This is a genomic window from Acinetobacter sp. 161(2023), from assembly GCF_037027805.1.
Lineage (GTDB): Bacteria > Pseudomonadota > Gammaproteobacteria > Pseudomonadales > Moraxellaceae > Acinetobacter.
In genome coordinates, this window is record NZ_JAZEYD010000005.1 from 43072 (window position 1) to 61258 (window position 18187).

The 18187-nt window shown below is 41.6% G+C and carries 27 protein-coding genes and 2 pseudogenes; 7 read left to right on the forward strand and 22 right to left on the reverse strand.

Going from position 1 to position 18187, the window contains the following annotated elements; translation table 11 throughout:
- Window positions 1-6: 6 nt before the first annotated feature.
- From rpsE to WA249_RS05895, 20 genes and pseudogenes are all read right to left on the reverse strand, one after another.
- Complete coding sequence (rpsE, locus tag WA249_RS05800) at window positions 7-504, reverse strand: 30S ribosomal protein S5 (RefSeq protein WP_003653653.1); 498 nt, start codon at window positions 502-504, stop codon at window positions 7-9.
- A 2-nt stretch (window positions 505-506) separates the two neighbouring features.
- Window positions 507-857 carry a 50S ribosomal protein L18 gene (rplR, locus tag WA249_RS05805; protein WP_003653654.1) on the reverse strand — a complete coding sequence of 117 codons (351 nt, stop codon included), beginning with the start codon at window positions 855-857 and terminating at the stop codon, window positions 507-509.
- A 14-nt stretch (window positions 858-871) separates the two neighbouring features.
- Window positions 872-1405: a 50S ribosomal protein L6 gene (gene rplF / locus WA249_RS05810; protein WP_003653655.1), complete on the reverse strand. Its 534-nt coding sequence runs from the start codon at window positions 1403-1405 to the stop codon at window positions 872-874.
- Window positions 1406-1418: 13 nt separating this feature from the next.
- Window positions 1419-1814 carry a 30S ribosomal protein S8 gene (gene rpsH / locus WA249_RS05815; RefSeq protein WP_005038490.1) on the reverse strand — a complete coding sequence of 132 codons (396 nt, stop codon included), beginning with the start codon at window positions 1812-1814 and terminating at the stop codon, window positions 1419-1421.
- 11 nt (window positions 1815-1825) lie between these two features.
- Window positions 1826-2131, reverse strand: coding sequence for a 30S ribosomal protein S14 (rpsN, locus tag WA249_RS05820; protein ID WP_016140109.1), 306 nt, complete (start codon window positions 2129-2131; stop codon window positions 1826-1828).
- Window positions 2132-2140: 9 nt separating this feature from the next.
- Window positions 2141-2677: a 50S ribosomal protein L5 gene (rplE, locus tag WA249_RS05825; RefSeq protein ID WP_003653658.1), complete on the reverse strand. Its 537-nt coding sequence runs from the start codon at window positions 2675-2677 to the stop codon at window positions 2141-2143.
- Window positions 2678-2692: 15 nt separating this feature from the next.
- A complete protein-coding gene (gene rplX / locus WA249_RS05830; protein ID WP_002116820.1) occupies window positions 2693-3010 on the reverse strand; it encodes a 50S ribosomal protein L24 in 318 nt (105 codons plus the stop codon).
- A gap of 9 nt (window positions 3011-3019) precedes the next feature.
- Window positions 3020-3388 (reverse strand): 50S ribosomal protein L14, encoded by a 369-nt coding sequence (gene rplN / locus WA249_RS05835; protein WP_001982634.1) that lies wholly within the window; start codon window positions 3386-3388, stop codon window positions 3020-3022.
- Between the two features lie 92 nt (window positions 3389-3480).
- Window positions 3481-3738, reverse strand: coding sequence for a 30S ribosomal protein S17 (gene rpsQ / locus WA249_RS05840; protein WP_001291845.1), 258 nt, complete (start codon window positions 3736-3738; stop codon window positions 3481-3483).
- Window positions 3735-3932 carry a 50S ribosomal protein L29 gene (gene rpmC, locus WA249_RS05845; RefSeq protein WP_000849928.1) on the reverse strand — a complete coding sequence of 66 codons (198 nt, stop codon included), beginning with the start codon at window positions 3930-3932 and terminating at the stop codon, window positions 3735-3737. Before rpmC ends, rpsQ begins: the two co-directional genes overlap by 4 nt.
- Window positions 3932-4345: a 50S ribosomal protein L16 gene (rplP, locus tag WA249_RS05850; protein WP_002049688.1), complete on the reverse strand. Its 414-nt coding sequence runs from the start codon at window positions 4343-4345 to the stop codon at window positions 3932-3934. Before rplP ends, rpmC begins: the two co-directional genes overlap by 1 nt.
- A pseudogene (gene rpsC, locus WA249_RS05855) lies at window positions 4285-5101 on the reverse strand (30S ribosomal protein S3). The gene rplP and the pseudogene rpsC overlap by 61 nt, the downstream one beginning before the upstream one ends.
- Before the next feature lies 1 nt (window position 5102).
- Complete coding sequence (gene rplV / locus WA249_RS05860; RefSeq protein WP_004639524.1) at window positions 5103-5432, reverse strand: 50S ribosomal protein L22; 330 nt, start codon at window positions 5430-5432, stop codon at window positions 5103-5105.
- Window positions 5433-5443: 11 nt separating this feature from the next.
- Window positions 5444-5719: a 30S ribosomal protein S19 gene (rpsS, locus tag WA249_RS05865; protein ID WP_001138119.1), complete on the reverse strand. Its 276-nt coding sequence runs from the start codon at window positions 5717-5719 to the stop codon at window positions 5444-5446.
- Between the two features lie 13 nt (window positions 5720-5732).
- On the reverse strand, window positions 5733-6557 hold the full coding sequence (gene rplB / locus WA249_RS05870) for a 50S ribosomal protein L2 (protein WP_004789629.1): 825 nt from the start codon (window positions 6555-6557) through the stop codon (window positions 5733-5735).
- Between the two features lie 11 nt (window positions 6558-6568).
- Window positions 6569-6889, reverse strand: coding sequence for a 50S ribosomal protein L23 (rplW, locus tag WA249_RS05875; RefSeq protein ID WP_003653662.1), 321 nt, complete (start codon window positions 6887-6889; stop codon window positions 6569-6571).
- A complete protein-coding gene (gene rplD, locus WA249_RS05880; RefSeq protein WP_003653663.1) occupies window positions 6886-7488 on the reverse strand; it encodes a 50S ribosomal protein L4 in 603 nt (200 codons plus the stop codon). Before rplD ends, rplW begins: the two co-directional genes overlap by 4 nt.
- 11 nt (window positions 7489-7499) lie before the next feature.
- On the reverse strand, window positions 7500-8138 hold the full coding sequence (gene rplC / locus WA249_RS05885) for a 50S ribosomal protein L3 (protein WP_004639526.1): 639 nt from the start codon (window positions 8136-8138) through the stop codon (window positions 7500-7502).
- A 58-nt stretch (window positions 8139-8196) separates the two neighbouring features.
- Window positions 8197-8508 carry a 30S ribosomal protein S10 gene (gene rpsJ / locus WA249_RS05890; protein WP_000070912.1) on the reverse strand — a complete coding sequence of 104 codons (312 nt, stop codon included), beginning with the start codon at window positions 8506-8508 and terminating at the stop codon, window positions 8197-8199.
- Window positions 8509-8760: 252 nt separating this feature from the next.
- A complete protein-coding gene (locus tag WA249_RS05895) occupies window positions 8761-9489 on the reverse strand; it encodes a type 1 glutamine amidotransferase (protein ID WP_336166997.1) in 729 nt (242 codons plus the stop codon).
- Window positions 9490-9657: 168 nt separating this feature from the next.
- Here WA249_RS05895 and WA249_RS05900 point away from each other — a divergent pair, with 168 nt between their 5' ends.
- The 7 genes and pseudogenes from WA249_RS05900 (at window position 9658) to WA249_RS05930 (ending at window position 15811) form a co-directional block, all read left to right on the forward strand.
- Window positions 9658-10848 (forward strand): PLP-dependent transferase, encoded by a 1191-nt coding sequence (locus tag WA249_RS05900; protein ID WP_336166999.1) that lies wholly within the window; start codon window positions 9658-9660, stop codon window positions 10846-10848.
- A 43-nt stretch (window positions 10849-10891) separates the two neighbouring features.
- Window positions 10892-12427 (forward strand): helicase HerA-like domain-containing protein, encoded by a 1536-nt coding sequence (locus WA249_RS05905; RefSeq protein WP_336167000.1) that lies wholly within the window; start codon window positions 10892-10894, stop codon window positions 12425-12427.
- Window positions 12428-12445: 18 nt separating this feature from the next.
- Window positions 12446-12570: pseudogene (locus WA249_RS05910) on the forward strand (hypothetical protein).
- A gap of 2 nt (window positions 12571-12572) precedes the next feature.
- Entirely contained in the window at window positions 12573-13337 is a 765-nt protein-coding gene (locus WA249_RS05915) for a globin domain-containing protein (protein ID WP_336167002.1), read from the forward strand.
- Window positions 13338-13424: 87 nt separating this feature from the next.
- On the forward strand, window positions 13425-13862 hold the full coding sequence (locus WA249_RS05920; RefSeq protein WP_199968358.1) for an RrF2 family transcriptional regulator: 438 nt from the start codon (window positions 13425-13427) through the stop codon (window positions 13860-13862).
- Between the two features lie 98 nt (window positions 13863-13960).
- Window positions 13961-14737, forward strand: a complete 777-nt coding sequence (gene yihA, locus WA249_RS05925; RefSeq protein WP_336167005.1) for a ribosome biogenesis GTP-binding protein YihA/YsxC — start codon at window positions 13961-13963, stop codon at window positions 14735-14737.
- Between the two features lie 123 nt (window positions 14738-14860).
- The gene (locus WA249_RS05930) at window positions 14861-15811 is read left to right on the forward strand and encodes a metal-dependent hydrolase (RefSeq protein ID WP_336167007.1); all 951 of its coding nucleotides are present in this window, start codon (window positions 14861-14863) and stop codon (window positions 15809-15811) included.
- A gap of 47 nt (window positions 15812-15858) precedes the next feature.
- Here WA249_RS05930 and WA249_RS05935 read toward each other — a convergent pair whose 3' ends face one another.
- Together WA249_RS05935 and WA249_RS05940 are read right to left on the reverse strand one after the other, a co-directional pair.
- On the reverse strand, window positions 15859-17124 hold the full coding sequence (locus WA249_RS05935; protein ID WP_336167302.1) for a dicarboxylate/amino acid:cation symporter: 1266 nt from the start codon (window positions 17122-17124) through the stop codon (window positions 15859-15861).
- Between the two features lie 108 nt (window positions 17125-17232).
- Window positions 17233-18105 (reverse strand): acyl-CoA thioesterase, encoded by an 873-nt coding sequence (locus WA249_RS05940; protein ID WP_336167009.1) that lies wholly within the window; start codon window positions 18103-18105, stop codon window positions 17233-17235.
- Window positions 18106-18187: the final 82 nt, after the last annotated feature.

Below are 18187 nucleotides of genomic sequence, written 5' to 3' on the forward strand. Positions count from 1 at the left end.
GATTGATTACCCTTGAATTTCTGCTACTGATTTACCACGTTTCGCAGCGACTTTCTCAGGAGAAGTCATATCACGCAAACCTTTGAAAGTTGCGTTTACTACGTTTGCAGCATTAGTAGAACCATAACATTTAGCAAGTACGTTATGCACGCCTGCAGCTTCTAGAACGGCACGCATTGCGCCACCAGCGATTACGCCAGTACCTTCAGAGGCAGGTTGCATGTATACACGGCTTGCACCATGACGAGCATTCACAGGGTGTTGTAAAGTAGTACCAGCAAGGTCTACAGTAATCATGTTGCGACGTGCAGCTTCAAGTGCTTTAGAAATAGCAGCTGGAACTTCACGTGCTTTACCACGACCAAAACCAACACGACCATTACCATCACCCACAACAGTTAATGCTGTGAAAGAGAAGATACGACCGCCCTTAACAACTTTGGCTACACGATCAACGGCAACCAGCTTTTCAACAAGACCTTCGTTTTGTTCAACTTTAGCCATGATTAGAACTCCAAGCCGTTTTCACGAGCAGCATCAGCCAAGGCTTTGATACGACCATGATATTTAAAACCAGAACGGTCAAATGCAACTTTAGTTACACCAGCTGCTTTCGCGCGCTCTGCGATTAAAGCACCTACTTTAGTAGCAGCATCTACATTACCTGTAGTACCGCTACGTAAAGATGCATCCAAAGTTGAAGCTTGTGCTAAAACTTTGCCACCATCTGCTGAAATAACTTGAGCATAGATGTGACGCGGAGTGCGGTTTACACACAAACGAGTCGCACCCAATGCACGGATGTGCAAGCGTGTGCTTTTCGCACGACGCAAACGGGTTTGTTTCTTTTCGTTCATAAGAACCTCGCGCCTTATTTCTTCTTAGCTTCTTTACGAAGAATGACTTCATCCGAATAACGAACACCTTTACCTTTATATGGTTCAGGAGAACGATACGCACGGATTTCTGCCGCTACTTGACCTAACAACTGCTTGTTTGCTGATTTCAAAATGATTTCAGTTGCAGTTGGAGTTTCCGCTGTTACACTTTCAGGTAAAGCGTAGTCAATTGGGTGTGAAAAACCAAGGTTAAGGTTTACAACAGTACCCTTAACCGCAGCTTTATAACCAACACCAACTAGCTGCAACTTACGTTCGAAGCCTTCGCTAACCCCTTTTACAAGGTTATTCAATACAGCGCGAGCAGTACCAGCTTGCATCCAAGCATCTTTCGATTCTTTAACTGGAGCAAGTTGAAGTTTACCTTCTTCCTGTTTTAGCTCGACCAGCGCATGCAGGTTGAAAGACAACGTACCTTTGCTGCCTTTCACTTCGACCTGCCGGCCGTTCTGAGTAACTGTTACACCATTCGGTACAGTTACTGGGGCTTTAGCCACACGAGACATGAGGAATCACCTATTAAGAAACAAAAGCAATAACTTCACCACCAACGCCCGCAGCACGTGCAGCGCGATCAGTCATGATGCCTTTGCTTGTAGAAACAATTGCAATACCTAAACCTTGCTTAACGCTTGGAAGTTTATCTTTACCGCGGTATTGGCGAAGACCTGGACGGCTTACGCGCTTAACCACTTCGATAACTGGTTTGCCTTCGAAATATTTTAAAGTAATTGTCAAAGTAGATTTTGTCTCTTCTTGAGCAACTTCTACATTTGAAATATAACCTTCTTGTTGAAGAACGTTTGCAATTGCAACTTTCAACTTAGAAGAAGGCATAGAAACAGTTTGTTTCTTAGCCATTTGTGCGTTACGAACACGTGTTAGCATGTCGGCAACGGTATCTTGCATACTCATTTAGTCGCTCCTTACCAGCTTGCCTTAACAACGCCTGGTACATCACCCTGCATTACTGTTTCACGTAATTTGTTACGGCTTAAACCGAACTTACGGAAGTAACCATGAGGACGACCAGTTAAACCACAACGGTTACGAAGACGCACCGGAGATGCATTACGTGGCAATGCCTGTAACTTTAACGTCGCTTCGAAACGCTCTTCTTCACTTGCGTTTACGTTTGCAATAGTAGCTTTTAATTCAGCACGTTTTGCAGCGTATTTCGCAACTGTTTTTTCGCGTTTCAATTCGCGATTAATCATACCTTTCTTAGCCATATCGACCTCTTATTTGAACGGGAAGCCGAATGCACGCATAAGCGCACGGCCTTCGTCATCGGTGCGAGCAGTCGTAGTAATAGTAATATCCATACCACGAATACGATCAATCTTATCGAAATCGATTTCAGGGAAAACGATTTGCTCTTTCAAACCCATTGAGTAGTTACCACGACCATCAAATGATTTCGAAGAGAAACCACGGAAGTCACGGATACGAGGGATTGCGATTGAGATCAAACGATCCAAGAATTCGTACATTTGGTCGCCACGTAAAGTAACTTTACAACCAATCGGCCATCCATCACGGATTTTAAAACCTGCGATAGATTTACGAGCAAGTGTAATTACTGGTTTTTGACCAGCAATCAACTGCATGTCGACTACAGCACCATCTAATAATTTCTTATCAGTTGCAGCTGCGCCTACACCCATGTTTAGGGTGATTTTTGTGATGCGTGGAATTTCCATCACGTTCTTAACGCTAAGTTCTTCTTTTAACTTTGCTTTAAGTTCATCATTGTAACGTGCTTTAAGTCTGGCCATCGCCTATTCAACCTATTACTTCGCTACCGCCACTGATTCACCATTTGATTTATAAACGCGAGTTTTCACGCCATCAATCACTTGGTAACCAACACGGTCAGCCTTCTGGGTTGTAGCATTTAAAATTGCCACGTTTGAAATATGAAGCGAAGCTTCTTGAGTAACAATACCGCCTTCAGCGCCAGTTACACGATTCGGCTTTTGATGCTTCTTCACTAAGTTAAGGCCTTCAACCTTAACGCGGTCTTCAGAAACAGACAATACAGTACCCTGTTTGCCTTTTTCTTTACCTGCGATCACAATAACTTGATCGCCTTTTTTAATCTTAGCCATGATTGCCTCTTATAGAACTTCAGGAGCCAATGAAATGATTTTCATGAACTGTTCAGTACGAAGTTCACGAGTCACTGGTCCGAAGATACGAGTAGCAATCGGAGCTTTGTTGTTGTTCAGGATAACTGCAGCATTATCATCAAAACGGATCACAGAACCATCTGGACGACGAATGCCGAATTTAGTACGAACTACAACCGCATTCATCACGTCACCTTTTTTAACACGTGCGCGTGGGATTGCTTCTTTTACAGTAACTTTAATAATGTCGCCAACAGAAGCATAACGACGATGTGAACCACCAAGTACTTTAATACATTGTACGCGGCGAGCACCACTGTTGTCTGCTACGTCGAGCATAGTTTCGGTTTGAATCATTGCCCTACTCCAAAACCGAGCATCACCGGTCACAATTTCGAAAGGCTCAAAGAGTACTCGAAATTGACCGATGATGCAACAAGAACGTCGAATTACTCAGCAGCTGCTTCAACTACTTCCACTAAAGTCCAAGCTTTAGTTTTAGAAATTGGGCGGCTTTCTTTAATGGTTACAACATCACCAATTTTAGCAACGTTATTCTCATCATGAGCGTGTAACTTAGTTGAACGGCGAATTGACTTGCCATACAACGGGTGTTGAACGCGGCGTTCAATAAGTACAACAATAGATTTATCCATTTTGTCACTTACGACTTTGCCGGTTAACGTGCGGACTGTTTTTTCACTCATTGTCCGTTCCCCTGTTTTTCGGTAAGGAGTGTCTTAATACGAGCAATTGTCTTACGAGCAACTTGCACTTCGTGCGATTTACCCAACTGACCAGTTGCTTTCGCCATACGAAGACGGAATTGGTTAAGCTGTTGCTCATCAAGCAAAGCTTTCAACTCTTCTACCGACTTTTCACGTAAATCTTTAGTTTTCATTACATTACCGTCCGAGTCACGATAGTGGTTTTAAACGGAAGTTTAGCAGCAGCTAAAGCAAATGCTTCACGCGCTAATTCTTCGTTCACACCTTCAATTTCGTACAGGATCTTGCCTGGTTGGATCTGGCAAACCCAGTATTCCACGCTACCCTTACCTTTACCCATACGCACTTCAAGAGGCTTTTGAGTAATCGGCTTATCCGGGAATACGCGAATAAAGATTTTACCACCACGCTTAATACGGCGGCTAATAGTACGACGTGCAGCTTCAATCTGACGCGCAGTCATACGACCACGTTCAGTTGCTTTAATTGCAATCGAACCAAATGATACTGTACTACCACGATGCGCTAGACCAGTATTACGGCCTTTGTGCACCTTACGGAATTTGGTACGTTTAGGTTGCAACATGGATTATTCTCCCTTGTCAGCAGCACGGTCACCGCGACGACCACGACGCTCTTGACCTTCACCACGACCACGACCACGTTTAGCTGGACGATCTTCAGCAGGAGCAGGGTTCATGACTTGTTTCATGCCACCTAAAATCTCACCACGGAAAATCCAAACTTTAACACCAATCGTACCGTAAGTTGTTTCTGCACGCACAGTAGCATAGTCAATGTCTGCACGTAATGTATGTAAAGGTACACGACCTTCACGATACCATTCTGTACGAGCAATCTCTGCACCACCTAAACGGCCAGACACTTCAACTTTGATACCTTTAGCACCAGCACGCATAGTGTTTTGAACCGCACGCTTCATAGCACGACGGAACATTACACGCTTTTCTAATTGAGAAGCGATTGCTTCAGCAACTAAACGCGCATCTAAGTCTGGGCGATCAATTTCATTGATACTTACTTGCGCAGGAACACCCATAATGCTGGTAAGTTCGCGCTGTAATTTCTCAATATCTTCGCCTTTTTTACCGATTACGATACCAGGACGAGCTGTGCTAATAGTTACTTTAGCAGCGCCTGATGGACGTTCGATAAGAATGTTGCTGATCATCGCATTCTTAAGTTTTTTAGTTAAAAACTCACGAACTTGAAGATCTTTAAGCAAGTATTCAGCGTATTGTTTCGGACTCGCATACCAGTTAGCGTTATGACGTTTCACAACACCTAGGCGGATACCGATTGGATGAACCTTCTGACCCATATCAAACCCCTACCTTAACGGTGATGTGACAAGTACGCTTCGTAATACGATCTGCACGGCCTTTAGCACGTGGCATAATACGTTTAAGGCTAACACCTTCATCAACGTAAATCGTAGAAACTTTAAGATCGTCAACATCTAAACTGTTATTGTGTTCAGCGTTTGCAATCGCAGATTCCAATGCTTTTTTTACTAAAACAGCAGCTTTTTTATTGCTGAAGTTTAAGATATTTAAAGCATGCGCAACAGATTTGCCGCGAATAAGATCTGCAACCAAACGTGCCTTTTGTGCCGAGATAGCGGCACCGCGTAATTTAGCAGTTACTTCCATCATGACACCTATTAACGTTTAGACTTCTTGTCAACACCGTGACCACGATAGGTACGAGTTGGCGCGAATTCACCGAGTTTATGACCAACCATATGCTCAGTAACAATTACTGGAACGTGATTACGACCATTATGAACAGAAATTGTTAAACCAACAAAATCCGGAAGGATCATCGAACGACGAGACCAAGTTTTAATCGGCTTGCGAGAGTTACTAGCAACAGCCGCTTCAACCTTAGCGAACAAGTGCGCATCGACGAATGGGCCTTTTTTCAGAGAACGAGGCATTAGTCAGATTCCTTTACTTGACGCGACGGTCGCGAATAATCATCTTAGTCGTACGCTTATTGGTACGTGTCTTGTACCCTTTAGCTTTTTGACCCCATGGGCTTACAGGTTGAATACCTTTATTACGCCCTTCACCACCACCGTGCGGGTGATCAACTGGGTTCATCGCCATACCACGTACGGTAGGACGAACACCACGCCAGCGCGCAGCACCAGCTTTACCCAATGAACGAAGGTTGTTTTCTTGGTTAGAAACTTCACCAATTACAGCGCGGCATTCAACATGAATTTTACGCATTTCGCCTGAACGAAGACGAACAATCGCGTAAGAACCATCACGACCCAACAACTGAACAGAAGCACCAGCAGAACGCGCTAATTGCGCACCCTTACCAATTTTAAGTTCAACGTTATGAAGTGTAGAACCGATAGGCATGTTACGAAGTGGCAAGCAGTTACCTGGACGAATTGGAGCATCGTTACCAGATTGTACTTTATCGCCAGCACGTAAGCCTTTAGGTGCAATGATATAACGACGCTCACCATCAGCATATTTCAACAAAGCAATATGTGCTGTACGGTTAGGATCGTATTCAATGCGCTCTACAACAGCTGGGATGCTGTCTTTATTACGTTTAAAGTCAACGATACGATAGTGTTGCTTATGACCACCACCAACGTGACGAGTTGTAATGTGACCGTTATTATTACGACCACCAGTACGTTTTTTTGCTTCAACCAACGGTGAGTAAGGCGCGCCTTTGTGAAGGTGATCATGAACCACTTTCTCTACAAAGCGACGTCCTGGAGACGTTGGCTTACATTTTTGAATCGGCATAATTTTCGTCCTTATTCCGCTGCGCTTTCAGCGGTATCGCCCAAGTCAGCCATTTCAACATCTTGGCCGGCTTTCAGGGTGACGTATGCTTTTTTAACATCAGAACGACGTCCCAATGTTTTACCAAAGCGCTTAGTTTTACCTTTAGTAATAGTAGTGTTAACTTTAACAACTTCTACACCAAAAAGTTTTTCAACTGCTTTTTTAACTTCAAGTTTAGTAGCATTGATATCTACTTTAAAAACTTGAACGCCAACAGTATCACCTAAAACTTGTGCCTTTTCTGAGAAGACTGGTCCTTTAAGGACTTGATAGATACGTTCGTTGTTCATCCGAGTTCTACCTCAATTTTCTTAGCAGCAGCTACAGACATCACAACTTTATCAAACGCGATCAAGCTTACAGGATCGATTGCAGTTGCATCCACCACATCTACATGCGGAAGGTTGCGTGCTGCAAGATATAAGTTCTCATCTACAGCTTCAGTAACGATCAATGCACGAGCGGCATTTAAATCGCCAAGCTTAGCAAGCAATTCTTTAGTTTTTGGAGCTGCAATAGCAAACTCTTCAACTAATACAAGACGATCTTGGCGAACAAGTTCAGCTAAGATACATTGCATTGCACCGCGGTACATTTTGCGGTTTACTTTTTGAGACCAATCTTGTGGACGAGCAGCAAAAGTTTTACCGCCACCAACCCAGATAGGGCTACGAGTAGAACCCGCACGAGCACGACCAGTACCTTTTTGACGGAATGGTTTTTTACCACCGCCAGAAACGTCTGCACGTGACTTCTGAGCACGAGTACCTTGACGACCACCTGCTAAATAAGCAGTAACAACTTGGTGTACAAGAGCTTCGTTAAATTCACGTCCGAAAGCAACTTCAGACAATTCAACAGCAGAGCCGGAAACAGTTTTCAAATTCACGGTATTTCCCCTCAGGCCTTGATGGTAGGACGTACGATCACGTCACCGCCAGTTGAACCAGGAATTGCACCTTTAACAACTAAAACAGAACGTTCAGCGTCAATAGATACGATTTCAAGACCTTGTACTGTTACGCGTTCATCACCTAAGTGACCAGCCATTTTTTTGCCTTTGAACACGCGACCAGGAGTTTGGTTTTGACCTGTAGAACCTAATACACGGTGAGAAACTGAGTTACCGTGAGTAGCGTCTTGGGTACGGAAGTTCCAACGCTTAACACCACCTTGGAAACCTTTACCTTTTGATTGACCAGTTACGTCAACAACTTGACCAACTGTGAACAAATCAACACCAATAGTACCGCCAACTTCACGACCTTCAAGCTCAGCTTCAGTAACACGGAACTCTTTAACCAAACGACCAGCAGCAACACCAGCTTTCGCAAAGTGACCTTTCTGAGCGTTAGTTACGCGAGATTCGCGACGTTCACCAGTAGTTACTTGAACAGCTTGATAACCATCAGTTTCAAGTGTTTTGATTTGCGTAATGCGGTTTGGATCGACTTCGATGACTGTAACAGGTACAGAAACACCTGCATCTGTAAAGATGCGAGTCATACCACATTTGCGACCGACTAAACCAATAGCCATGTGCATAAACCTCTAAAAAAGCGGCCTAATTAACTTGAAAGTTAATCAACCGAAAGCCTTAACCCAAAGCGATCTGAACATCAACACCAGCCGCAAGATCTAATTTCATCAATGCATCAACAGTTTTATCTGTAGGTTGAACGATGTCGATCAAACGTTTATAGGTGCGGATTTCGTACTGGTCACGCGCATCTTTGTTAACGTGCGGTGAAGTAAGAACGTTGAAGCGTTCGATGCGAGTAGGCATCGGAATTGGACCACAAACTTGTGCGCCAGTACGCTTAGCGGTTTCTACGATCTCTTGAGCAGATTGATCAATCAGACGATGATCAAAAGACTTCAAACGGATACGAATTCTCTGGTTAGACATACCAGTAAACTCCAAGCCAAACATATAAAGAATCACCCTTGACGCATCTCACCTATCGGTAAGTGTCAAAGGCAGTGAAAATCACTAAGGTCATGATCGATGCCACGACTGTAATGCACATTTACCACTTTCTTCGCAGCAAATGCCCCTCCTCTTGAGGGTCGCTCATTATAACGATTGTTTAAGTCTTATGCAATTCTCTTTTTCTATTTTCTCTATAAAACCTACTTTAATCGAGCATTGAGAGTTCATCTAGGCACTTATTACGAATTCAATCGCTTTATTTAAGAGTTGATTACCTTGCTCAAATTTTTGTGCTTCGGAATAGTGTAGTTCACGCGTAGATTGAACATATTCTCCATCAAAAATAGATAACTCTTCTTCATCTTCAAGTAAAAGCGCTAAAGTTGCTGGGGTCATCTCTGGATGGAACTGAAAACCCAGCACATTTTTTCCAATCTGATACATCTGATTGCGGCAAGCCGGACTTTGAGCCAAGTGTATAGCGCCTTTAGGTATTTCAAAGGTCTCACTATGCCACTGCATTACCTTTATCTTCTCTGGTAATGGAAAGCTTTCTTGAGGTAAATTTGCCACTCGCTGAACAGTTGACCATCCAAGCTCCTGATAGCGATTACGACTCACCGCCGCACCCAACGCATTAGCAATTAACTGCCCTCCCAAGCAAAGACCAATAGCTGGTTTTCCTGCTGCTAAATAACGGCGCAACCACCTCTTTTCTATTTTGAGCCATGGAAAATTCGCCTCATCATTTACACTCATGGTTCCACCCATGACCAATAACAAATCAACCTCTTCAATTTGGGGTAAAGCTTCTATTTCTAGGGACCGATCAACCGGAAGTGCAAAAAACTCTGTAGAGCTAATTGTCGCGTGGTGAGCTTTCAAAAATGAGTAACAACTCCCAAAACCCTCACCCGCGATATGTTGAAAATAGTGAACACGTAAATGCGACTTCATGCGCTTAAACCTATTGTTGTTAGAATGTTGTAGTGGTCTTTGCAAAAATAAAGCCAAGTTTTTATTTTATGAGTCTACTGTAACGAAACGTCTTATAAAACTTCGTAAATCTAGCGAAGAATCTAAATTTCTCTTAATCTAACTTTATTATCTAAAATGCAACGCACTATGAAAAAGTATAACGACCTCCAGACTCGCCTCATTCATGCCCCAAGAAAGGCTCCACAATTTATTGAAACAGTCCAACCACCCTTATTTCGTGCATCCACTATTATTTTTAAATCGACTTCGCACCTTTTTGACCGCCATTGGACGGATGATTACGACTATAGTTATGGAACACATGGCACACCCACCACCTTCACCTTAGGCGACAATATTGCGCAAATTGAAGGTGGATTGCATTGTTTGCTTGCACCGAGTGGCTTATCAGCAATTAATGTTGTGAACTCAGCCTTTTTAAGCACTCATGATGAAGTATGGGTACCAGACAATATCTATGGACCCAACCTAGAGCATTTAAATCATCTGCAAAATCAATATGGCATTATTGTTAAAGTATATAACCCGATTGACGCTTCAAGCTTTCAACCAACTGAAAGAAGTAAACTATTGTGGTTAGAGGCCGCGGGTTCAGTTACTCTAGAATTTCCTGATCTTAAGAATCTAGTCAAAAAAGCCAAAATACACGGTGTATTAACAGCCCTAGATAATACTTGGGGCGCTGGGCTTGCGTTTAATGCTTTTAATTTTTCTGATGAACATCTATCAGTCGATTTAACCGTTCATGCACTCACCAAATATCCGAGCGGTGGCGGTGATATTTTAATGGGCAGCATTGTAACTCGTGATGACAAACTCCATCATCGCCTGTTCCGTACGCATGCCACTTTAGGTATTGCTGTTTCAGGAGATGACGCAGCTCAAATTCAACGCAGTCTTGCTCATATGTCTTTACGCTATGAACAACAGTCAGCCAATGCTCAAACTTTACTTAAGTGGCTAAAAGACCAACCTCAATTTGCACAAGTACTACACCCAAGTGATGACACTGCCCCCGGCCATCAATATTGGCAAGAAATCTGCACAGATGGTCAAAGTGCTGGTCTAGTCAGTGTTATTTTCAAACCTGAATATGACATTACAGCAGTACGTCGTTTCTGCGATGCATTAGCATTATTTAAGCTCGGTTTTAGCTGGGGAGGACCAGTTAGTCTGGTCATGCTTTATGATTTAAAAATGATGAGAAAACTTGAGAATACACATTTACAACAAGGATTGTTGGTGCGCTTCTGTATAGGACTAGAAGATCCGCAAGATTTAATTCAAGATATCGAAAATGCACTGAAACAACTGTAAAAACGACAAGATCATAGTGACTCGAACCACAGGATAAAAATATATGGGTACACCGATTGTTATTGCGAAAAATATTAATGACACATCAAAAGAAATTGTTTTACTTTCCCAGTTTGCTAACCGCCATGGCCTTGTTGCGGGTGCCACGGGTACAGGCAAAACAGTTACATTAAAAGTTCTAGCAGAGAGTTTTTCTCGAATTGGTGTTCCCGTATTTCTTGCCGATGCAAAAGGCGATGTTTCAAGCCTCGCAAAAGCAGGCGAAGCTTCAGATAAGTTTAATGAACGACTAAAGCTTTTGCAGATTGATAGCGTTCCTTTCGCAGCCAATCCCGTCGTTTTTTGGGACTTATTTGGCCAACAAGGCCACCCTATTCGTACGACCATTTCTGAGATTGGGCCAATTTTGCTGGCTCGCATGCTCAACTTAAACGATACACAAGAAGGCGTTTTGGCAGCAGTTTTCCGTATTGCCGATGACCAAGGATTACTGTTAGTCGACTTTAAAGATTTAAAAGCAATGATCACCTTTGTGAGTGAACATGCTGCGGAATTTAAAGCCGAATATGGCAATTTATCTCCAGCAAGCTTAGGGGCTATTCAACGTAATCTTCTTGCTCTTGCCGATCAAGGTGGAGAGCAATTCTTTGGAGAGCCAGCTTTAAATATTTTAGATTTCATTCAAACCGATACAAATGGACATGGCTACATTAATATTCTTGCTGCCGACAAGCTCATGAATACACCAAAATTATATGCCACTTTCTTACTATGGATGCTTTCGGAGTTGTTTGAGAAACTCCCAGAAGTCGGTGATCTAGATAAACCTAAATTTGTGTTTTTCTTTGATGAAGCACACTTGCTGTTTGACAATGCCAGCCAAGCTCTACAAGAAAAAATTCAACAAGTTGTGAGATTGATTCGCTCTAAAGGTGTAGGTATCTATTTTATTACTCAAAATCCACTAGATTTACCTGAAAATGTTTTAGGTCAGCTTGGTAACCGTGTGCAACATGCTCTACGCGCATTTACACCTAAAGACCAAAAAGCAGTAAAAACTGCCGCAGATACGTTCCGTTCTAATCCTAATTTTAAAGTGGATGAAGCGATTACACAGCTAGCCGTTGGTGAGGCACTCATTAGCTGCCTAGATGAGCAAGGTACCCCACAAATTGTAGAGCGCGGCTGGGTCATGCCCCCTTACTCGGCATTTACACCAATCACTCCAGAAGAGCGTCAAGCTTTAATTTCACAAAGTATTATTGCTGGCGTCTATGAGCAAGCTGTAGACCGTGAGAGTGCTTATGAGATGTTACAGAATAAAGTCGCTGAACGTGAACAGCAGAAACAAGATGCAGAGCTTGCCAAAGAACAAGATGCCTTAGCAAAACAGCAGGCTAAAGAGCAGGAAAGATTGGCACGCGAACAATTAAAAGAGGAAGAGCGAGCAGCACGTGAAAGAGCCAAACTTACCCAAGATATTGTTGGTACCTTTGCAAAAAGTGCCGCTCGAAGCTTAGGAGGTAGTACAGGACAGAAACTTGTAAGAGGTCTGCTTGGTTCTTTATTCGGAAAATAAAAAATATTTAATAACATTATGTTAATTTCAGGGGATTTTATATTCCCTAATTTTTTTATGGTTTTTCTTGAAAAACTATTGCCATTAATCTTTTAAAGATGTATTTTAAATACATCTTATATAGCCAGATAAATAAGGTCTAGCCATGACTCCACAACAAATTGAACTTGTTAAATCTACTGTACCGGTTTTACGTGAACACGGTGTTACGCTAACTACATATTTTTATAAGCGTATGTTGAATAACAATCCCGAATTAAAAAATGTTTTTAACTTAGATGACCAAACCAGTTTACGCCAGCCGCGCGCGCTTGCAGCAGCAGTACTCGCGTATGCTGAAAATATTGAGAACCCTACTGTTCTCGCTAAAGCTGTTGAACGTATCACCACTAAACATGTGAGCTTGGATATTCAGCCCGATCAATATGCAATTGTTGGTGACAACCTACTTCATTCAATTAGTGAAGTACTTAACGTGCCATTTGAATCAGAGCTTATCGAAGCATGGAAGCAAGCTTATCTACAATTGGCAGATATCTTGATTGGCGTTGAAAAACAAAAATATGAACAACTTGAAAGTTTAAAAGGGGGATGGGCTGGCTGGCGTCCATTTGAAATTACACAAATTGATCCTCTTGAATCTGGCAAACGTTTCACTTTAAAAGCAACTGATCATGAGGACGTACTAACTAGTCCTACAAATGCTTTTATTTCGGTAAAAGTACAAGTGCCAGAGCAACAACTTGAACAGCCGAAAGCTTTTAAATTTACAGAAGCTCAAGAAAATAACTCATATCACTTCGAAGTTCAGCCTGAAGAAAACCATACTGAATTTTCAGTTGCTAATATTTTACTTGAGCATTATAGAGTTGGTGATCAAGTACAGGTTTCAGCTCCTTTAACGCTGTAATGTAAAAACCTCTTGCCTGAAAGTTTTCTTATTTAGACTTTCAGGCTAAGATGATCATCCTTTTATTCTCATCCCTTTTTGGTGATCATGCAGCTTAATAAATTTACCGATTATGCCTTACGACTATTAATGTATGTTGCACGCCCCAGTGATGCACCCTACACGATTGCAGAAATCGCGAAAGATTTGCATGTTTCACAAAACCATTTGGTTAAAGTTGTTCACTTTATGGGCAAACAAGAATGGATTATTACCATTCGTGGAAAAGGCGGTGGAATTCGCTTAAATCCAGATGCACTTAATTCAAATTTAGGTTCAATTGTTCGAATATTACAGGGTGATAATCAAATCGTTGAGTGCAATACACCACCTTGTGTATTACGCAGTCACTGTGGTTTAAAAGGTATTTTAGATCAAGCTCTAGAAAGCTTTTATCAAAGCCTAGACCAATACACACTTGGAGAGGTTTTGCAGCAATCAAAGTCTACCCCGTCTGACTCTCCTATCGCTTTTTTGCAAATTTAATAAATATCCTTTATGGGGTAAATTTATTGAAAATTAGCAAGAATACCCAAGCTCCTTTATACTAGGCACGAGCCCTCTCATTTAAAAAGTTATTTTTTATGCGTCGTAGTGAAAAATCGAAAGACACCAAAGCCAGACTCGCACCCAAGCAAAAGATCAGCTATGAAAAAGCACCAGATCCAGCGATCACAGCCTATGCTGTGCAATCATTAAACTGGTTGCGCCAAGCTGAGTTTCTAATGAGTGCACCTAAATTGGCACTTTGTGTTGAAGATACTGGCTACGAGATTGCTTTTGCAGGACGCTCAAATGCTGGTAAGTCTAGTGCGATTAATGCATTAACCAATCAGAAACAACTAGCACGCGCCTCTAAAAAACCTGGCCGTACTCAGATGATTAACTTCTTTAGTCTAGGCAATCCCGATCAGCGTTTAGTCGATCTTCCAGGTTACGGTTATGCAGCTGTACCTGAAGATATGAAAAAGGTGTGGCAAAAAGAATTAGAAAACTATCTAATCCACCGCCAAAGCTTACAAGGCTTAGTTTTACTTATGGATATTCGCCATCCTCTACAGCATTTCGACCTGATGATGTTAGAGTGGGCTTATTCACGTCATCTATTCGTTCATATTCTATTAACAAAAGCAGACAAACTTAATCGCGGCCCTGCAAATAAAGTATTGCTTGAAGTTAAACAGCAACTAAAAAAAATGAAGCTTGATTTTTCTATTCAGCTTTTCTCTTCACTTCACAAAATAGGCTTAGAAGAGCTAGCAAGTGTTATGGGTGGACGTCTGCATTTCACACTAGATCAACAGCCAGAGTTTGATGTCGATTCAATCCCTGAAGCGACAGATGAGGATGCTGAAAGCTAAATTATCCTCACAGATACAATTTCTTCATTAAATTTATACTCAATTGTCCCCTATTGCTAAACACAAATGTAGGGGCTTTTTTTATACTCGTTATAACTTCATCGAGTTAAAAATCAGGACTAAATGATGAAATTGTTATCTTTTTTGAAGAACAAGGCTTTAGGTTCTTCTATTGATTATAAAATTCTTCCACGTAAAGTAAAATTTGACTGGAAAGATACCCCTGTCGACTGGATTCCTAATCAGCCTTTCGCAAGTTATTTTATTAATGAAATTAATAACATCTTGCCTGCTGGTGAGTTCTGGTTTTGCCGTTTGTATAACAAGGTTTTACCACAAATCACAGATGAAAAACTCAAACAGGATGTACAAGCATTTATCCGTCAGGAAGCTATGCATGCCAATGCACACACCTCTGCAAATAAAGAATATTTAAACGTACGTAATATTGATATCCAGAGAAATCTGGACATCATGAACTATTTATTTACGACAGCTTTAGCAGATAAGCCTTTTGATAAAGAAGTTCCAAATTTCTTACAAGGCCAATGGGATTTATTCCGTTTAGGTGTTGTTGCCACTGTTGAACATATGACCTGTGTGTTAGGTAAATATGCTCTATATAACAAGCGCTGGGAAGAATTAGGCGCTGACCCTGAAATGGTCGATCTAGTTAAATGGCATGGTTCAGAAGAAATCGAACACCGTACCGTAGCCTTTGATTTATATCGTCATCTTGGTGGTGGTTATATTCCGCGCTACTATTTAAGCCTTGCAGTGATTGTGCTGGTACTTGGTTTATGGGTAGACGGTGCTGCACATATTATGAAACAAGATCCACGCTTTTCAGATGCCGCTAAATCTAGATTTTTCCCAGTGTGGGTTGCTTTAGAGTGGTACAAAATTAGCCGAAAAGATAATCAGGTTCTACCAAACCCAATCTGGCTTATTTCACAACAAATTGATTACCTCATGCCTTGGTATGATCCAGTCAAAGAAGGTAGCACTGAAGATGCGGTTAGCTATTTATCGCAATCTCCAGCAGCAAAAAGAGCAGAGCTTCAAGCTGCTTAAAAATAAAAAAGCAGGATTTTAAATCCTGCTTTTTTTATTTCGAGATATTAAACACTGATATCTTTATCTTTCGTATAGCGGTCTACAACAACACTAATCATCATATCGCCCTGCACATTTACCACCGTTCTTACCGTATCTAATAGGCGATCAATTGGCAGTAAAATGGCAATTGCTTCAGCTGGTAAACCTACCGATTGTAAAACCATAATCATAGTCACCATGCCAGCACTCGGGATTCCAGGTGCACCAAGTGATGCGATCATTGCTGTTAAACAAACAATAATTTGCTGTGTCATATTTAAATCTAGTCCCACCAAATTTGCCACAAACAGTGCAGCTGCCGCTTCATATAAAGCGGTACCATCCATATTAAGCTGAGTGCCAAGTGGAATAACGAATCCGGCCGTTTGAGGGCGCACGCCTAAGTTTTCTTGTGCACACTTCATGCTAAGTGGCATCGTGGCAGAGCTAGAACTGGTTGCAAATGCTGTAATTAATGCTGTACGTGTTCCTTTGAAAAAAGTCCAAGGGCTCATACGACCAAAAATCCAAAGTAATAGTGGTAAAACAACAGCGCCATGGAAAATGGTTGTACCTGTTACAACGACTGCAAACTCAGCCAAACGACTTAATACCGAAATGTCTTCCGTTGCCATTAACTTTGCTAATAAAGCAAAAATACCCAAAGGCGCTAATTTCATGACCCAGCCAACCAGTAGCATCATCATTTCAAAGAACTGGTGACTCAATAAACGAATACTTTTAAAACGCTCCCCACCCTGTACCAAAGCGACACCGACGAATAAAGCAAAGACCACAACGGCTAAAACGTTACCATCACTAAAAGCTTTAAATGGGTTGATTAAAGTATTTTGAATAAAATTCGTGAAAAAACTAGCAGGGTTTAAACTATCTGGCGCTTGATAATTTTGCATAGATGTCTGGAAAATAGAAATATCTATGCCACGTCCAACCTCAAATAAATGAGCACAACTAATACCTAAAATTAGGGCTAAAGTCGTTGTAGTTAAACAGCATAAAAATGTAATTTTCCAGACTGGTCCTAACTGTCCGCCCGCTTGTAAGTTTGATACCCCTACAACAATCGAACTAAAGATTAAAGGCACCAAAAGCATTTTAAGAAGCCCAATAAAAACACTACTTAATATTCCAAGCCCATATAAACTATGTTTTACAAAAGCTGTGTCTGGATACATGGTGAGTAGAAAACCAAAGGCTAAACCCAAAATGGCGGCAATCAAAATTTGTGTATTTAAGTTCATATCAGCATTATTTTTTTCAGTTGGCAATCCTGTTGCAAATATGACATGAGCTCGCTTTTCATACGAGCAATTTTTTGTCACATCGTTTCAATTAAAAATAAAAAAGCCATCTGGTTAGATGGCTTTTCAAGAGGTTTATTGAGTTTCAATTTCCCGCAAACGAATTAACCCCTCCTGTACTGTGCTGCATACAAGTTGGCCATCTTGCCACATACGACCGAAATTGAGTCCTCTTGAAGCCGCACTCACTGTGGCTTCCATGTCATAAAGCATCCACTCATCTGCACGCAATGGACGGTGGAAATAAATTGCATGATCAATACTTGCACATTGCAAACTTGGAGAAATATAACTTAAGCCATGCGGTCTTAAAGCTGTTGTCATTAAGGTAAAGTCTGAATAAAACGCAACAATTGCTTGATGCAAGGCAATATCATCTAATTGTTTTGGAATACGATCATGGGTGCGAATATAGTGTGCATTATAGGGAGCTTCTGGTTGCGGCTGAAACGGGTTTACCGGATCAATTGGACGAATTTCTACATGACGCTCACGCATGAAACTAGCACGAACATTTTCAGGTACAAAGTTTAGAATACCCTGTTTCAGCTCATTTTCAGATTTAAGCGTTTCTGGTGCAGGATACTCAGGTTCTTGATGTTGATAGTTCAAACCTTCTTCTGGATTGGCAAAAGAAACCATCGCTGAAAATATGACTCGCCCATGCTGAATTGCACGAACTTGACGACTTACAAAACTCTTCCCATCCCTTAAACGGTCTACTTCATAGATAATCGGGGCATTAATATCGCCGCCATACAAAAAATATGCATGCAAAGAATGCGCTGGGCGATCGGTTGTATAAGATGCTGCACGTAAAGCCTGACCCAAAACCTGCCCACCAAAGACACGTTTACCGACAAGATTACGGCTCATGCCACGGTAAATATTTTCTTCTAGCTTTTCTAAAGTGAGAAGCTCGACTAGTTCTTGGGTTAACGCATTCATGAGAGATACCTTCATATTTCAGGTAAAAAATCGTATTAAAGGACAGATGTGTAAAATCTATTGTGCCATAAAAAACTATTTG

Coding starts and splice junctions, on each gene's coding strand:
- rpsE (WP_003653653.1), bottom strand. CDS start 504: ATGGCTAAAGTTGAACAAAACGAAGGTCTTGTTGAAAAGCTGGTTGCC.
- rplR (WP_003653654.1), bottom strand. CDS start 857: ATGAACGAAAAGAAACAAACCCGTTTGCGTCGTGCGAAAAGCACACGC.
- rplF (WP_003653655.1), bottom strand. CDS start 1,405: ATGTCTCGTGTGGCTAAAGCCCCAGTAACTGTACCGAATGGTGTAACA.
- rpsH (WP_005038490.1), bottom strand. CDS start 1,814: ATGAGTATGCAAGATACCGTTGCCGACATGCTAACACGTGTTCGTAAC.
- rpsN (WP_016140109.1), bottom strand. CDS start 2,131: ATGGCTAAGAAAGGTATGATTAATCGCGAATTGAAACGCGAAAAAACA.
- rplE (WP_003653658.1), bottom strand. CDS start 2,677: ATGGCCAGACTTAAAGCACGTTACAATGATGAACTTAAAGCAAAGTTA.
- rplX (WP_002116820.1), bottom strand. CDS start 3,010: ATGGCTAAGATTAAAAAAGGCGATCAAGTTATTGTGATCGCAGGTAAA.
- rplN (WP_001982634.1), bottom strand. CDS start 3,388: ATGATTCAAACCGAAACTATGCTCGACGTAGCAGACAACAGTGGTGCT.
- rpsQ (WP_001291845.1), bottom strand. CDS start 3,738: ATGAGTGAAAAAACAGTCCGCACGTTAACCGGCAAAGTCGTAAGTGAC.
- rpmC (WP_000849928.1), bottom strand. CDS start 3,932: ATGAAAACTAAAGATTTACGTGAAAAGTCGGTAGAAGAGTTGAAAGCT.
- rplP (WP_002049688.1), bottom strand. CDS start 4,345: ATGTTGCAACCTAAACGTACCAAATTCCGTAAGGTGCACAAAGGCCGT.
- rplV (WP_004639524.1), bottom strand. CDS start 5,432: ATGGAAGTAACTGCTAAATTACGCGGTGCCGCTATCTCGGCACAAAAG.
- rpsS (WP_001138119.1), bottom strand. CDS start 5,719: ATGCCTCGTTCTCTGAAAAAAGGCCCATTCGTCGATGCGCACTTGTTC.
- rplB (WP_004789629.1), bottom strand. CDS start 6,557: ATGCCGATTCAAAAATGTAAGCCAACGTCTCCAGGACGTCGCTTTGTA.
- rplW (WP_003653662.1), bottom strand. CDS start 6,889: ATGAACAACGAACGTATCTATCAAGTCCTTAAAGGACCAGTCTTCTCA.
- rplC (WP_004639526.1), bottom strand. CDS start 8,138: ATGGCTATTGGTTTAGTCGGTCGCAAATGTGGTATGACTCGCATCTTT.
- rpsJ (WP_000070912.1), bottom strand. CDS start 8,508: ATGTCTAACCAGAGAATTCGTATCCGTTTGAAGTCTTTTGATCATCGT.
- WA249_RS05895 (WP_336166997.1), bottom strand. CDS start 9,489: ATGAAGTCGCATTTACGTGTTCACTATTTTCAACATATCGCGGGTGAG.
- WA249_RS05900 (WP_336166999.1), top strand. CDS start 9,658: ATGAAAAAGTATAACGACCTCCAGACTCGCCTCATTCATGCCCCAAGA.
- WA249_RS05905 (WP_336167000.1), top strand. CDS start 10,892: ATGGGTACACCGATTGTTATTGCGAAAAATATTAATGACACATCAAAA.
- WA249_RS05915 (WP_336167002.1), top strand. CDS start 12,573: ATGACTCCACAACAAATTGAACTTGTTAAATCTACTGTACCGGTTTTA.
- WA249_RS05920 (WP_199968358.1), top strand. CDS start 13,425: ATGCAGCTTAATAAATTTACCGATTATGCCTTACGACTATTAATGTAT.
- yihA (WP_336167005.1), top strand. CDS start 13,961: ATGCGTCGTAGTGAAAAATCGAAAGACACCAAAGCCAGACTCGCACCC.
- WA249_RS05930 (WP_336167007.1), top strand. CDS start 14,861: ATGATGAAATTGTTATCTTTTTTGAAGAACAAGGCTTTAGGTTCTTCT.
- WA249_RS05940 (WP_336167009.1), bottom strand. CDS start 18,105: ATGAATGCGTTAACCCAAGAACTAGTCGAGCTTCTCACTTTAGAAAAG.